General features: G+C 38.2%; 16 protein-coding genes. 9 read left to right on the forward strand and 7 right to left on the reverse strand.

The window, feature by feature from the left end; translation table 11 throughout:
* The first annotated feature begins 23 nt into the window (after positions 1-23).
* The 5 genes from HMPREF2767_RS01540 (at position 24) to HMPREF2767_RS01560 (ending at position 3,971) form a co-directional block, all read left to right on the forward strand.
* On the forward strand, positions 24-1,040 hold the full coding sequence (locus tag HMPREF2767_RS01540; RefSeq protein WP_070622361.1) for a methionine ABC transporter ATP-binding protein: 1,017 nt from the start codon (positions 24-26) through the stop codon (positions 1,038-1,040).
* Positions 1,033-1,686, forward strand: a complete 654-nt coding sequence (locus HMPREF2767_RS01545; protein ID WP_040928560.1) for a methionine ABC transporter permease — start codon at positions 1,033-1,035, stop codon at positions 1,684-1,686. Before HMPREF2767_RS01540 ends, HMPREF2767_RS01545 begins: the two co-directional genes overlap by 8 nt.
* Before the next feature lie 4 nt (positions 1,687-1,690).
* On the forward strand, positions 1,691-2,494 hold the full coding sequence (locus tag HMPREF2767_RS01550; protein ID WP_070622363.1) for a MetQ/NlpA family ABC transporter substrate-binding protein: 804 nt from the start codon (positions 1,691-1,693) through the stop codon (positions 2,492-2,494).
* 3 nt (positions 2,495-2,497) lie between these two features.
* Positions 2,498-3,661: an aminotransferase class I/II-fold pyridoxal phosphate-dependent enzyme gene (locus HMPREF2767_RS01555; protein WP_068130200.1), complete on the forward strand. Its 1,164-nt coding sequence runs from the start codon at positions 2,498-2,500 to the stop codon at positions 3,659-3,661.
* An 88-nt stretch (positions 3,662-3,749) separates the two neighbouring features.
* Positions 3,750-3,971 (forward strand): hypothetical protein, encoded by a 222-nt coding sequence (locus HMPREF2767_RS01560; RefSeq protein ID WP_068130203.1) that lies wholly within the window; start codon positions 3,750-3,752, stop codon positions 3,969-3,971.
* Positions 3,972-4,385: 414 nt separating this feature from the next.
* Here the strand turns inward: HMPREF2767_RS01560 and HMPREF2767_RS01565 are convergent, their stop codons facing one another.
* From HMPREF2767_RS01565 to HMPREF2767_RS01585, 5 genes are read right to left on the reverse strand one after another with little or no spacing between them, the layout of a single operon-like run.
* Entirely contained in the window at positions 4,386-5,408 is a 1,023-nt protein-coding gene (locus HMPREF2767_RS01565) for a lipoate--protein ligase (RefSeq protein WP_070622366.1), read from the reverse strand.
* A complete protein-coding gene (locus HMPREF2767_RS01570; protein ID WP_070622368.1) occupies positions 5,395-6,282 on the reverse strand; it encodes an SIR2 family NAD-dependent protein deacylase in 888 nt (295 codons plus the stop codon). Before HMPREF2767_RS01570 ends, HMPREF2767_RS01565 begins: the two co-directional genes overlap by 14 nt.
* Before the next feature lie 12 nt (positions 6,283-6,294).
* Complete coding sequence (locus tag HMPREF2767_RS01575; protein WP_070622370.1) at positions 6,295-7,056, reverse strand: protein-ADP-ribose hydrolase; 762 nt, start codon at positions 7,054-7,056, stop codon at positions 6,295-6,297.
* A 60-nt stretch (positions 7,057-7,116) separates the two neighbouring features.
* Positions 7,117-7,452, reverse strand: coding sequence for a glycine cleavage system H family protein (locus HMPREF2767_RS01580; protein ID WP_068130215.1), 336 nt, complete (start codon positions 7,450-7,452; stop codon positions 7,117-7,119).
* 28 nt (positions 7,453-7,480) lie between these two features.
* Positions 7,481-8,629 carry an MsnO8 family LLM class oxidoreductase gene (locus HMPREF2767_RS01585; protein WP_371440752.1) on the reverse strand — a complete coding sequence of 383 codons (1,149 nt, stop codon included), beginning with the start codon at positions 8,627-8,629 and terminating at the stop codon, positions 7,481-7,483.
* Between HMPREF2767_RS01585 and HMPREF2767_RS01590 the strand changes: the two genes are divergently transcribed.
* On the forward strand, positions 8,596-9,786 hold the full coding sequence (locus HMPREF2767_RS01590; RefSeq protein WP_070457052.1) for an NADH-dependent flavin oxidoreductase: 1,191 nt from the start codon (positions 8,596-8,598) through the stop codon (positions 9,784-9,786). The genes HMPREF2767_RS01585 and HMPREF2767_RS01590 overlap by 34 nt on opposite strands.
* Before the next feature lie 45 nt (positions 9,787-9,831).
* Complete coding sequence (locus HMPREF2767_RS01595) at positions 9,832-10,512, forward strand: ATP-binding cassette domain-containing protein (protein ID WP_068130219.1); 681 nt, start codon at positions 9,832-9,834, stop codon at positions 10,510-10,512.
* Here HMPREF2767_RS01595 and coaW read toward each other — a convergent pair.
* Complete coding sequence (gene coaW / locus HMPREF2767_RS01600; RefSeq protein WP_070622372.1) at positions 10,499-11,314, reverse strand: type II pantothenate kinase; 816 nt, start codon at positions 11,312-11,314, stop codon at positions 10,499-10,501. The genes HMPREF2767_RS01595 and coaW overlap by 14 nt on opposite strands.
* 69 nt (positions 11,315-11,383) lie before the next feature.
* The gene (locus HMPREF2767_RS01605) at positions 11,384-12,967 is read right to left on the reverse strand and encodes a BCCT family transporter (RefSeq protein ID WP_083286840.1); all 1,584 of its coding nucleotides are present in this window, start codon (positions 12,965-12,967) and stop codon (positions 11,384-11,386) included.
* 188 nt (positions 12,968-13,155) lie between these two features.
* Between HMPREF2767_RS01605 and rpoE the strand changes: the two genes are divergently transcribed.
* The gene (gene rpoE / locus HMPREF2767_RS01610; RefSeq protein WP_068130226.1) at positions 13,156-13,647 is read left to right on the forward strand and encodes a DNA-directed RNA polymerase subunit delta; all 492 of its coding nucleotides are present in this window, start codon (positions 13,156-13,158) and stop codon (positions 13,645-13,647) included.
* A 128-nt stretch (positions 13,648-13,775) separates the two neighbouring features.
* Positions 13,776-15,392, forward strand: coding sequence for a CTP synthase (locus HMPREF2767_RS01615; RefSeq protein WP_070622374.1), 1,617 nt, complete (start codon positions 13,776-13,778; stop codon positions 15,390-15,392).
* The last annotated feature ends 57 nt before the right edge of the window (positions 15,393-15,449 follow it).

Below are 15,449 nucleotides of genomic sequence, written 5' to 3' on the forward strand. Positions count from 1 at the left end.
TTTTATTTTGAGGAGGAGTTTCCATGAGTCATATTGAATTGAAGGGCGTTAGTAAGACTTACGATGTCAAAGGTAAGTCTGTTGAAGCGGTTAAAACGACGGATTTATCGATTCGCTCAGGTGAGATTTTTGGACTAATCGGCTTTAGTGGCGCAGGTAAAAGTACGCTACTACGCCTCATTAACTTACTTGAAGTGCCGACAACGGGTGACGTCATTGTCGGTGACGATAATTTAACAAAACTTTCTAAAGATAAACTACGTGTTAAACGTCAAAAGATCGGAATGGTGTTTCAGCATTTTAATTTAATTAACAGTAAAACAGTTGCTGAGAACATTAAGTTTGTTTTAAAAGCAGCGAAATATCCGAAAGAAAGAATGGACGCACGAGTGGATGAGTTGTTAACACTCGTCGGACTTTCAGATAAAAGAGATGCGTTACCTAAAAATTTAAGTGGGGGACAAAAACAGCGTGTCGGTATTGCACGTGCACTTGCAAATGATCCAGAAGTTTTACTATGTGACGAAGCGACGAGTGCGTTAGACCCTGAGATTACAAAAGAAATTTTAAAGTTATTAAAAGAGATTAATAAAACACTCGGTCTCACGATTGTTTTAATTACGCATGAAATGGAAGTCATAAAAGAAATTGCACATCGCGTTGGAGTCATGTCTAACGGAGAAATCATTGAAGTAGACGATGTTTATAACATATTTAGTAATCCGACACATGAAGTGACGAAAGGTTTCGTTCAAGAAATTTATAACTTCCAAGTGCCACCACATATTAAGACAACAAACGAAAACCGAATCATTACGTTAAAATTCGCAAAAGATACAGCAGAAGAAAACCATTTAAATCAGCTGTATAAACTATTTGATTTAAACATTAGTATTTTAAACGGTCGCATCGAATATATTAACGGCGATCCACTCGGTTTACTTATGTTACAAGTGAGTGGTGACGAAGCGGAAATCGGAAGTTTTTTTAAACATATCGATGACAGAATCGGATTAGAGAGGGCTGAGATTTATGGATAAGTTAGATATTATACTACCGCTACTGTACCGCTCATTTTTAGAGACGGTATTAATGGTGTCTATTTCAATTTTCTTTGCGGTATTAATCGGTTTACCACTTGGAATTTTACTTTTCATAACGAGCGAACGTCAGTTATTTAAAGTGAAGTCGCTAAACGTCATACTCGGGTTTATTGTAAACGTGATTCGTAGTTTTCCGTTTATCATTTTAATCGTTGCGATTATGCCGTTTGCTACGTGGTTAGTAAATGCGTCACACGGACCAGTATTTGCGTCAGTTGCGTTAAGTATCGCAGCGATTCCATTATTTGCAAGACTCGCAGAGTCGAGTTTTCATAGTATCGATAAAGGTGTCATTGAAGCGTGTATCGCTGGAGGCGCACCGTTATCACAGATTATTTTTGACGTGTTAATACCAGAATCAAAACGAAGTTTAACTCAAGCGATAACGTTAACGATTATTTCAATCATTGCATTTAGTGCGACAGCTGGAGTTGTCGGTGGTGGAGGTATAGGTGACCTCGCAATCCGCTACGGATATTACAGATACGATACGTTCGTCATGTTAATCACTGTCGTATTATTAATCGTTATCGTACAACTCGTTCAATGGATTGGTGACTTTTTAAGTCAGAGAGAGGGGTAAAACTATGCGTGGAATTATTACATTTTTAGCAGGATGTTTAGTCGTCATCGGTATTTCATCTTATTTATTGAGCGACAAACAAGGTGAAGTCATTACGATCGGTGCGACGAGTGGACCATTTACAGATATGGTCGAAAAAGCGATACGACCTGAATTAGAAGAGATGGGGTATACGGTGAAAGTCGTTGAATACTCTGACTGGATTCAACCGAATACAGCACTCGCGAATGGCGATATAGATGCAAACCTGTTTCAAAATATTACGTTTATGAATAACTATAATGAGAAAAACGATGAGAATTTAATTGATTTAATACAAGTGCCAACTGCACCGATGGGATTATATTCTGGTAAATATAAGTCGTTAGACGATATAGAACAGGGTAGTGAAGTCGCGTTACCACCAGACCCAGTAAATATGAGTCGTGCATTTATGGTGTTAGAAGATTCGGGGTTAATCGAACTAAAAGAGGGTTATGATATGTTTGATATCACAGAAAATGATATTATAAGTAATAAGATGAACCTCAAGTTTGTTTATCAAGATGCGGGGCAACTTCCGAGAAGTGTGGATCAAATTGGTTTATCACTCGTACCAGGGAACTTTGCTTTAGCGAGTAACATGAAGTTAGAAGATGCACTTATATTAGAAAATATGTCAGAATACTTTAGAAATAGAATCGTCGTTAACGATGACCTTGCATCAGATAAGATTCGTGAAGATTTAATAAAAGCCGTACAATCGGAAGGATTCAACAAAGTAATCGACGAGGAGTTCAAAGGTTTTGACAAACCGGAGGATGATTAACAAATGGCAAACAAACGTTTAATGCAGTTAGAAGGAGACTTCTTTATGTCTCTACGTAAGCGTCTAGAAAAGATTAAACTGGGCGACAAACCATTACTCAATATGTCAATCGGTGTACCGGATGGTCGTACGCCAGATCACGTACTAGAAAACGTGAAGGAAACGATAGACGACATTCAAAACCACAAATACGCAGGTGTTAACGTTCGCGAAAACTTAATGCAAGCTGTTAAAGACTTTTATAAAAGACATTACGATGTCGAGTTAGAAGATGAAAACATCGCACTATTATACGGTTCAAAAAATGCAATCATTAACTTCCCAAGTCTCTTTATCGAGCCAGGAGAAGGGGTATACGTGCCAAATCCTGGATATATCGACTATGTACCAGGAGTAAAACTAGCGAATGGTGAAGTATATGATTTACCGTTACTAAAAGAAAATGATTTCTTACCGGACTTTGATAATTTAGATGAAAAAGAATTAGACAACGCACGTTTAATCATTTTAAACTATCCATCAAACCCAGTCGGTGCAGTTGCGACAAAAGAGTTTTTCGATGAAACAGTCGAAAGATTTAAAGATACGGACATTATGCTGATCAACGATTTCGCGTATGCTGCATTCGGATTTGAAGGAAAGCCACCGAGCATTCTTGAAAGTGACAAAAACTTTGAAACGTCGATGGAATTTTTCTCATTATCAAAAGCGTTTAACATGTCTGGATTCCGAGTAGGATTTGCGGTCGGTAACAAAGATATGGTCGGCGCGCTGAATTTATATCAGTCGTTTGCACATGCAGGAATGTGGGGTGTTCAACAAGAAGCTGCCGCAACGGCGTTAAACGAATCCGATGAATTCTTATTAAAGCAAAACGAAATATTTAAACGTCGCCGTGACAAATTCGTGTCAGGACTTCGTGAAGTCGGTATCCCGTTAAATGATATTAACGGTGGTATGTTTGGATGGGTCGAAGTACCAAAAGGCTTTAATAGTGAGTCGTTCTTTGAATATCTATTAGAAGAACAGTCGATTATGGTCATTCCAGGATTCCCGTTCGGATCACTTGGTGAAAACCGAATTCGTGTATCACTCGCAATTGCAGATGAAGAGTTAGATGAAGTCGTCGAGCGATTCCAATCAATCAGTCATTTATGGAAAGAGTAGAAATGTAACGAATTAGTCAAAAATGACTGTTAAATGAAGTAGTAGTCATGTTACAGTGAACGTACGAACAATGAGGGGAATTAGTATTATGATGAAAAATTGGCAAGTCATAATTTATGCATTTGTAGGTGCATTATTTACTGGTGGAATTATATTTTCAATTACGAGCGTAATTACGCAAGAAAATCCACTCAGTTACGTCCTAATATTTGCATTATTGTTAGTACTATTCATTCTATTTACACTGTTACTATTTTCATATAAAAAACACCGTCCGAGTGTAGAAGACATGACAGACGACCGTGAATAATCACGGTCGTTTTTTTATTTCTTTGGTGTAGTTGTTTTAATTGTCAACGTAATGAGATGTCCTTTAATGTAAAAGTAATTTGAGTTAAATAGTTTTTCATCTTTTAATGCAAAATGGATTTGCGTCCAATCAGTTCCGTATATGTTAACGCAAATGCTCTAATCGTTAAATATAAGTAGCATGCTTTAACAGAAAAGCAATTTGCGTTAAATAGTTTTTCATCTTTTAATGCAAAATGGATTTGCGTAAAAGGGATAGTCCGTACGTTGACACAATTCTCGTAATTGTCAACGTAATCAGACACTCGTTTACACAAATGCGTTTTGCGTAAAATAAAGCTATAACGACGCACCCTCACCAAATAAAAAGACCGTAGTTTCGAACTCTTATGAGTCGTTAACTACGGTCTTTTTATTAGCTTAAAATTAAATCTGTCAGTTCTTCTTTTGATAAATTACCGAAGTAATAGTTTAAATCGATTTCTGCTAATCGTTCTAATAGATCTTCTCGTTTCACTTTTGTGCCGATTAAGTGCGCGCTTACGTCGTCGATTTGTCCTTGGCCGAAGAAGTCACCGTAGATTTGGCATTTGTCGATACGACCTTCGACGATTTCTAAACTGATATCGATCGTTCCAGCAGTCGTACGGCCATCTCTTTGATAACTATAGTTTGGAGAGTTACCATAGTTCCAGTCCCAGTTTTTATATTTCTTTTCGACGAGTTCATCGATTTTCTGCCAGTCTTCGTCAGTTAGTTCGTAGCGTTTTGCTTCATCTACAGATTGAATATTGAGAAGTTCTTTAATGATGAGGTCTTTAAATTCATCTGTCGTAACATTTTGAAGTTCTGGTTTTAAATGTTCGCGAATGCTCGTTACGCGACTTCTTACAGATTTAATACCTTTTGATTCGATTTTCTTTTGATTCGGATTTAATGACTCAAGCATACGTTCAGGGTGAATGTCGAGTAGTAGAGAGAAACCACCGTATACGCGTCCGTTTGATTTTGTCATCGCTGCACCAGATACTTTTTTACCGTCGATTAAAAGATCGTTTCTTCCGCTTTGCTCGACATTTTTAACTCCGAGATTTTTCAGGGCTTGAATGACAGGAGCGTACATTTTCTTGTAGTCACCGTATATTCTACTGTCTTCAGGGATTAAGAAACAAACGTTTACTGCACCTTCATCGACGAGTACTGCTCCGCCTCCAGTGTCACGGCGTACGACGATAATGCCGTTTTCGTCTAAATATTCTTGGTTCACTTCTGCACGAGCGTTTTGGAAACGTCCGATTTCAATTTTAGGTTGGCAATAATACGGAAATATAATTCCTTCATCTAAAAATATATTTTCATTGACATATACTTGCATTGCGAGTGCGTATGCACCGTCGTCTACATATTTTCCGTTACGAAATGGTTCAATTAGATACATGTTGTTGCTCCTTTAAAATGTGATTTGCTTTGACAATCGTCGTTTGAATATCATCTGTTAAAGCGATCGACTGCTCTTTAATATCATCAGGAATTCGGTATGATTTTTGGTTCATCGTAACAAATTTAGCGTCTTTATTTTGACGTGTGAATCGCCAAAACGGATGTTTGATAAACTGCGGCGTCGTATAGCCGACACCGATTTCTAAATAGATGACTTTTCCGGATTTATGCTCGTTAAGAAACGCTTCGTATCGCGCTTTTTGCTCGAAGAAGTGTGGACTTTCAACCATGCCTTTTTCGGCGTTACGTTTGTTAATTTCTAACTTTGCGTTACATTTTGGACAAAACGGAAATAGGTCGTATGGTACTTTCATATCTTGTTGTTGTTCGACCATTTTTAACATCATTTCGTCATCTCGGTACGTCTCGTTATGGCAAAACTGACTACACTGCATTAACGCATATTCACCTTGATAGTAGAATACTTTATCCATATCATAGTCTGCTTTATAAAAAGCGTTATCTGCGTTTGTCGTAATGACAAAGTACGGTGTATGTTCGAGCATTTCTTTAAGTGCTACATACGATTTACCGACCGGTTGATCGATATAATTTAGCTTGACGAAGCGACTTTGAAACGCCCAATACTCTTCAGTCGTCGGAAAGTCAAAAAGACTCGCTTGTAACATGTCGAACCATCCGTACTTTTCAATAAAATCTGGAAAGTTCTTTTTAAAACGGTCACCGACGTATGTAAAGCCGTCTGAAGCGGACATCCCAGCACCGACGCCAACGACGACAGCGTCTGCATCTTTTATAAGAGAAGCGAGTGTTTCACTGTCTGAATGTGTGTTGTAGTTCCAAGTAGACATAGCATTTCCTTTCTAACGTAATATGTTGTTGTATATCATTTCATCTTCATCGGAAAATACGTTAAAGATGACTTTTAAATTAGAGTTTGTTTCTTCTAAATAATCTTTGACTGTGTGTGTCGCAATTTCAGCTGCGAGTAGTTTAGGGAAACGAAATACACCTGTAGAAATGCTACAAAACGCGACGCTCTCTAAATTATGCTGATCCGCAAGTTTAAGGACACTTAGATAACATTGTTTGAGTAAATCTTGCTGCATTTTTGAAGGTGCGTCTCCTTTAATATACGGACCAACTGTGTGAAATACGTATTTTGAAGGTAAGTTGTAAGCATTCGTTATTTTCGCGCGACCGACCGCTTCTTTACGGCCTTGTGCTTCCATAATTTCGTGACATTCATAGCGTAGTTGAATCCCGGCTTTCGTGTGGATGATATTATCAATACACGCGTGTCCCTTTATAAAACAGCCGAGTAAATCAGCGTTCGCGGCATTCACAATACCGTCGACAGCGAGTGTTGTTATATCACCTTTAAACATATAGATTTGTCTTTCGACTTCTTCTAAATCTTTAAGATGAACAACCGTATCGTTAAATGACTTTAAAAACTCATCTTGAATGCGTAAATATTTCTCAGGTAAAGGCTTTGGTTTACGCACGTTGACGAGTTCACGGTATAACGTAAATGCATGTTCAAAATCTCTCGCAGCTGTATGTGCTAAGTTTTTTTCATCTTGTAAATAATATATTAAATCATTTACTTCGTTTAGTGTCATAACATAAAACCCTCTTTACTAGAAAAAAGCTTACAATTAAAAATTGTAAGCGATCTAACATTATTGTGCGTCGTCTAACGCATTAAATGCATCTTCATCGACGTCTGTCAGTTTTACAACCCAGCTTTCGTTTGCGTCTGAAGCGTTTAAAATTTCTGGTGTGTCGATTGCTTTTGTATTTCGTTCAACGACTGTCCCAGCAAGTGGTGACATTAAGTCTAATACTGTTTTAGAACCTTCTAATTCAAGTAGTGAGTCGCCTTTTTTAACGACGTCCTCTTTACTGAATTGAACATATCCAACTGTTCCGATATCATCTTGAAGTTCAGGCGTTAACACTAAAGTATAAGTGTCTCCATCTTTATCGATCCATAAGTAGTTTGCTGTTTTTCTCATAAAAAACATCCTTTCTAAATTTTCGAATTTATAAATTAAATGCCTCGTGTATTAACGTGAGTGCATGTTTTCTATTGTTAAATCCTGGCATTAGCGGAATGATGAGTAATTCATCAGCTGAAAGTTCGTTTTGAATATCCAATAGCTTTGCTTTTACCGTTTCTTTTGACCCGACGACCATACGTGTCCGGTTGGCTTTCATACGCTTCAGTTCATCATCTGTATAATCATAGGCTTTCGCTGTTTCTACAGATGGGAAGTATTCGAACTCGTTAAAGTTATTTTTACCGAGTAGCCATACGTCTAAAGCATTCGCGAGTGTCTCGGCTTTTTCATCCGTATCTGAGATGACGACGAAAACTGCTGCAATAGTGATAGGTGTTTCGTTCGTTTTTGACGGTTGAAACATTTCTTTAAATTGCTTTATTGCCCGTCGTCCAGTTGGTATTTTATCGGTAGATGCATACGGAAATAACCCGAAAATATACCCGACACCGAGTTTCGCTGCGAGTTTCGCTGAACGTTCACTCGTACTTAGCATCCACATAGAAGGCGCTGAAGAAGTTTCAGGGTGAACGGTAATGTTTGACGCATTAGTTAAATGTTGTTGCAACGTATCGATATGATGTTCGTAGTCAAAATCAGCTTTTTTCGTATCCATTGCACGTTGTATTTTAGCTGTACCGAACGTATTACCAAAGCCTAAGTTCACACGTCCACAGTGAAAAGCTTCTAACATACGAAAGTTTTCTGCAACTTTTAACGGACTGTAATGCGGCAACATAACACCAGCTGAACCAATTTGAATGTCGTTTGTTTCATCGAGTAGTTTCATCATCAATAGTTCTGGTGAACTGCTTGCAAATGATTTTACATCGTGATGCTCTGCGACGAAGAATCGACTGAAATTTAATGCTTCAGCATGTTGAGCGAGTTCGATTGCTTCTTTCACTGCAGTTACTGCATCTTTCTCTTCATCGATCACTGCGTAATCAAGGACGCTTATTTTAACGATGATGATCAATCCTTTTAAATTAAAATTAATGTATGAAGCATATATAATTATAGTCGCACTGAATTTTATAGTCAAAGAAAGCATATGGTATGCTAGAATGACAAACTTACAATTAAAGGGGTAAGAAAATGAACGAAAAATACGAACCGCTATTTGAACCATTTCAACTGCCGAATGGTGACGTCATTGATAACCGTTTTGTATTGTCTCCAATGATTACAAATTCATCGACTAAAGACGGGGAAGTAACGACTGAAGATGTCTTATATCACGAACGACGCAGCAAGTCTGCGCCGATTCTCGTAACAGGGGCTGCGTATATCGAACCGTACGGTCAACTATTTGAATACGGGTATAGCGTTGCAGATGATAAAAAAATTGAAGGATTAAAAAAACTCGCGCAAGCGATGAAACAGTCTGGTGGAAAAGCGATATTACAACTCACACATGCTGGACGTTTTTCTAACCAAGCAATTTTAGATTTAGGCGTCGTTTATGGACCGAGTTTGATGGAGTTAAATGTGCCAGTAAAACACCAAGTGTTGCCGATGTCTAAACGTAAAATCGACATGGTGATTGATAATTACCGCGAGGCAACTAAGCGCGCAATTGAAGCGGGATTTGATGGTGTTGAAGTATCAGCTGCACAACGATTACTCATTCAAACATTTTTCTCTAAATTTTCAAATGAGCGTGACGACGAATATGGTAGTAAAACGTTAGAAGACCGATCAAGATTTGGTTTAGAAGTATATCAAGCTGTTGCAGATGTTATTGAAACTCACGCGCCAAAAGACTTTATGCTCGGCTTTAGAGGGACACCTGAAGAAACAAGGGGTAGTGACGTCGGTTATACAGTTGAAGAGTTTTTACAATTCGTAGATGCACTCGAATCTATTCGACCGCTCGACTATTTAGCAATCGCAAGTTGGGGTCGAAACATTTATAAAGCGACGGTCCGTGCACAAGGTGAAAACGAAGGTGAATACGTCAATAAGATTGTCTATGATCACGTGAAAGGGAAAATCCCACTCATGGTTACTGGAGGTATTAACACGCCAGAAAAAGCACTAGAAGCATTACAATTTGGCGATATGGTCGGAATGTCGAGCCCATTTATTACCGAACCAGATTTCGTAAATAAGTTAAAAGCAGGTCACGAATCAGATATTACACTTCAGTTTGAGATTGACGAGTTAGAAGACTTAAAAATTCCACGTGCAGCTTTTAAAGACATCGTTAGAATGATGGATTACGGCGAAGGGCTACCAAAAGAGACGCGCGATGAGTTAAGACGTATGGCAGAAGATAAAGAATAAGAAATTTCTTGGGAAATATTTAATCTACACGAAAGTAGGAGTCGTATGGAGCTATCCATTGAAAAATTAACCGTTCAATTTAATACGTTTTTGCTCAATATCAATGAACTTCATTTTAATGATGGGTTAAATATCATTATCGGGGGTAACGGTAGTGGGAAAACGACGCTTTTAAATGGTTTAATCGGCTATCAATATAGTGAGAGAGATGTATTGTTTAACGATGCACCGTTTCATTTAAAAGAGCACGTCACATATATCCCGCAACTTTTAAATCGCCCTGACATGACAGTTAAAGACTTCGCCGAGTTAACGAGTCAAAAAAGTAGCGATGATTTACTGAAACGTTTTTCTTTATACGATTTAAAAGATACATCTGTATCTCATATTTCGGGTGGGGAGTTTAAGCGTGCGGTATTTGTCCAAGCAGTGTTAGAAAATAAACCGATACTTATCTTCGATGAACTTGAAGAAGGACTCGACGTCAAATATAAAAAAGAGATGTTTGACTATATAAAAGAATTATCAAAAGAAAAAATCGTTATTATGAACGTGCATGATCTCACGCTCGTATTACAATATGCAGATAAAGTAATCGGAATGAAAAAAGGTGAAGTCGCATTTACGACTTCACCAGAATGTATCACAGAATATAATTTAACGAATATCTTTAACGTACCACTCGAAATTATTGAGTATGGCCGTAAGCGACTTATTGTTTTGTAACTAAAATCGCACCGATTGCACCACTATATTCACCGTTTTCGATGATGTGTGGTTTTATTCCTTTTAGTGAACCGTAACTATGGATAACTGACTGCATGACGTCGTTATCTTTTAACGTCGAACCGATGAGCACTAGATCGTTCGTTTTAAATCCTTGAGCGAGCGTTACACCAAATGAAATCGCACCTTCAGCGACCATCCCGATGACAGAAGCGAGTTTATCTGCATCTGTAGCAGTCGTATGATGGTGTGGTTCAACGCGTGCAAAGTTACTTGCAGTTAGTTCCGGCGTTAACGGTTTTGGAACAGGACCGTCTTTAAAAATATGTTTTACTTTTAAGTCTAACGTATCACGGTTTCCTTGTTTTGCTGTTTCTACAATTTCCTCAAACGTCTCATAACCTGTAAGTAGTTGTGATAACCCCATTAACGTACCACCACCGATACCAGTACCACCGACGCGGCGCTGAGTGTTATTTTCGACGACGTGAAAACTTGTTCCCGTTCCGATGTTTAAGTAAGCGAAGCGATCTAAAGGTATATTTTGTTGCTCCATTAAATATGTCAGACCAGTAAACGCTGCGTCGAATTCAATTTGTAAATGCGACTCGTGCTTCACATGTTCTGATATGTATACACTGCCGCCTCCAGTTAAGTATAGTGTGACGTCTTCTTCGTCGTTTAGCTCTTGAATGAGCATATCTACTTCAGTCGTTGGACGGCTACTATATTCATATGTACCATCGTCATACATTTTGACGACTTTCGTTAACGTACCACCCGCATCAATTCCTATTTTCATCGTTATCCTCCATATAAAATAAACTTAGCACCCTCTATTATATGGGTGCTAAGCAATTATTGTAAACTATTAAAATTGTTTATGTTCTTCTTTTGCGTTGTCACTGTGTCGGCGTCTTGCGAGTGCTTTGTTTGGCTCTCTTCGCATACTCTTAATAACACTAAATATCATTAAGATAAGAACGATCGCAAACGGTAGACCAGCGAGTAAGCTTGCTGCTTGTAAACTTGTCAGTCCACCAGCTAAAATCAGTGCGACTGTTAATACTCCGAGTAATACTCCCCATAACACTTTCATGCGTATCGGTGGATTTTCAGTATCACCAAGACTCATTCCAGATACGATAAACGTTGCAGAGTCTGCAGACGTTACTAAGAATAAGAAGATGAGTAAAATCGCAACGATTGACGTTAACGTTGTAAATGGCATCGTATTTAATAACTCAAATAATGCGCGTGTTTCATCTTGTTGAACGATTGACGCGATATCTGTGTTTTTAAATAAGTCAGAGTAAATCGCAGTTCCTCCGAGGGCACCAACCCATAAGAATGATAAAATCGGTGGGACGATTAAAATACCAGCGACGTATTCACGAATCGTACGACCACGTGATACACGTGCGACGAATGAACCGATAAATGGACTCCAAGCAATTACCCATGCCCAGTAGAATACTGTCCATCCTCTTGTCCAATCTCTCGCGTTATATGGTTCGGCACGTAGTGAGTAACCGACATAATTCGATAAATAATCTCCGAGACCTAAAACGATAGATTCCATAATGAAGCTAAACGGACCGAAGATAATCATGAATACTGTTAAGAATAATGCGAGTACCATGTTCATCGTACTAAAGAACTTCATCCCTTTTTCTAGACCGATTACTGTCGATAAGATGAATACCGTTGTCATAAGTACCGTTAAAATAATTTGAGTGACAGGGCCTTGAGGTAATCCAAATGCGTGGTTTAACCCACCATCCATTTGTAAAATACCGAGACCGACTGACGTCGCCATCCCTGTAATTGTCGCGATAATTGCGAGCGTATCGATCGAGTTACGACCGAGTTTACTATAGTTAAATCCAAAAATAGGTTCGAGTGACGTAGAAATTAACCCGTCACGCTTTTTACGATATTGGAAATAACCAATCGCAAGTCCAGCAACTCCGAAAATTGACCACTGTGAAATTCCCCAGTGGAAATACGTATAACCCATTGCGATTCTCGCAGCTTCAGCATCTTGAATTGGGCCACCTAAAAACGGTGCTTCTACGAAGTGTTGCATCGGTTCAGCAACTCCGAAGAATACGAGTCCAACTCCAAGACCACTCGAGAATAACATACCAATCCAAGGCCAAAAGGCAAATTCTGGCTCAGAATCGTCATCACCGAGCTTAATACGACCGTATGGTGAGAGTGCTAAGAATATAAGTAACACACCAAATCCGAATACGAGAAGTAAGAAGAACCAAGTGAAGTTTTGAGAAATAAATTCATAAATTGCTTCAGAAGCTGCCTGGAATCTGCCAGGGATAACCATCGCAATAATTGATGCGACAATGATTATCGTCGCTGAAGTCCAAAAGACTGTTCCGAGTTCAAGTTTAGAGAACCCCTTACGCTTATGTTGATTCGTGTTTTTATTTGACACGATAAAATTTCCTCCTTATTGTCCAATGATTTATTATTACCCTAATCATTATGAAATAAACACTATTTTTTACGGGTTTTATTTTCAAAATATCATATGCTACACTATGAAAAATGCTTGCATTATAATAGTATTGAATGTAATATACTTTTGATTGTGCAATGAATGATATGAAAGGATATCAAATTATGAGATTAGATGAGTTTACAAAAGAAATGATCGACGAACAAGCGTTTATTGATATGGCTTATATTTACTTAGATGATTTAGAAAAAGAAACTGATTTATATTCAATTATCGACAAATTCCAAGAAATCGGTGGATATACTGAGAAAGAAATCGAAAATCGTATTTTACAATTTTATACAGACTTAAATACAGATGGTCGTTTTGTTTCTACTGAAGACGGTGTATGGGGTCTTAGAAAATGGTTCACGGTGGATGACATCAACGACAAAATTGCACCGACGGTTCATAAGTTTGAAGTCGTCGACAATGAACTTGATGAATTCGACGAACTTGACGAAGAACTTGACGATGAAGACATCGAAGATATCGACGAAGAAGACGATGAGGATATCGATGAAGCTATTGATGATGAAGACATCGACACTACGGATTTAAACATCGATGAAGGCGATACGCTCGAAGATGATTACGGTGACGGAGACGACTATTAAATTATTGACAAATTCCGTAATCGTGCTATTATTTTAATTGGGCTCCCTTATTTTAGGGATACAGTGAACGAGCTCCTTTCCAAGCGCATTTGGGAGGGAGATTTTTTTATTTATAGGAGGAATCTTACTTGACTAAGTATATTTTTGTAACAGGTGGCGTTGTATCTTCTCTTGGTAAAGGTATTACGGCTGCATCACTCGGTAGAATTTTAAAAGCACGTGGATTTAAAGTAACAGTTCAAAAGTTTGATCCATACTTAAACGTTGACCCAGGTGAAATGAGCCCGTTTCAACATGGGGAAGTTTTTGTCACAGATGATGGTGCAGAAACGGATTTAGATTTAGGACACTATGAACGATTTATCGACATTACAGTAAACAAATACTCAAGCGCTACAGCAGGTAAGATTTATTCAGAAGTGTTACGAAAAGAGCGTAACGGAGATTACTTTGGAGGAACTGTACAAGTCATTCCTCACATTACAAACGAAATTAAATCGAGAATGTTACGTAACGGTGAAAAGACAGATGCTGAAATCGTCATTACTGAAATTGGCGGAACGACAGGTGACATCGAAGGATTACCGTTTATTGAAGCTATTCGTCAGTTAAGAACACAACTCGGTAGAGAAAATGTCATGTTTATTCATTGTACGTTACTACCATATATTAAAGCAGCAGGCGAAATGAAAACTAAACCGACGCAACATAGTGTTAAAGAATTACGTGGTTTAGGTATTCAACCAGATATGATCGTCGTACGTACAGAGTATGAAATGACAGAAGACTTACGTAACAAGATCGCATTATTCTCAGACGTCAGTGTAGAAAACGTCATCGAAGCAAAAGATGAAGACACAATTTATAACATCGTGTTAAGTATACAAGATCAAAACATGGATGATATCGTCCTTAAAACATTAGGTTTAGAGAGTAAACGTGAAGCAAACTTAGACGACTGGGTACAAGTATTAGAAAACATCCGCAACTTAAATCAAAAAGTGAAAATCGGTATCGTCGGTAAGTATGTCGAACTTCAAGATGCGTATCTTTCAATCGTTGAATCTTTAAACCATGCAGGATTTGAAGAGTTAACAGAAATTGAAATCGACTGGATTTATGCAAAAGACGTAACGGATAAAAATGTCGATGAAATACTCGGTGGATTAGACGGAATCGTCGTTCCAGGAGGATTTGGAGATCAAGGTATTGAAGGTAAACTTGAAACGTTACGTTACGCACGTGAAACAGGTAAACCAGTACTTGGAATTAGTTTAGGAATGCAGTTAATGGCAATTGAAGCGGCGAGAAACATCTTAGGTATGAAAGATGCGAACTCTACAGAAATCGATCCAACAACACATGATCCAATCATTACTTTAATGAGTGAAGATGCAGAGCTACTTGACCGTGAACATTCATTAAGAATTGGAAGCTATGACTCAGTCGTAGTAGAGGACACACTCGCTTCAAAACTGTATGGTGTGAAAGATATAAGCGAACGTCATCGTCACCGCTTTGAATTCAATAACGAATACGAAGAAAATATTAAAGACGCAGGACTTACATTCAGTGGAATGAGTGAAGATGGTAAATATAAAGAGATTATCGAAATTACAGAACATCCGTTTTATATCGGTGCAGTCTTCCACCCAGAATTTAAATCAAGACCAACAAGACCACATCCATTATTTAAAGGATTAGTAGAAGCGGCTTTAAAAGAAAAAGAAAATAACGAGAAATAATAAAAACGGCGTGCAGTGCACGCCGTTTCAGATTGTAGACGAACCTTTTTTTCAAAT

It is taken from the genome of Nosocomiicoccus sp. HMSC067E10 (genome assembly GCF_001810835.1).
Classification (GTDB): Bacteria; Bacillota; Bacilli; order Staphylococcales; family Salinicoccaceae; genus Nosocomiicoccus; species Nosocomiicoccus ampullae_A.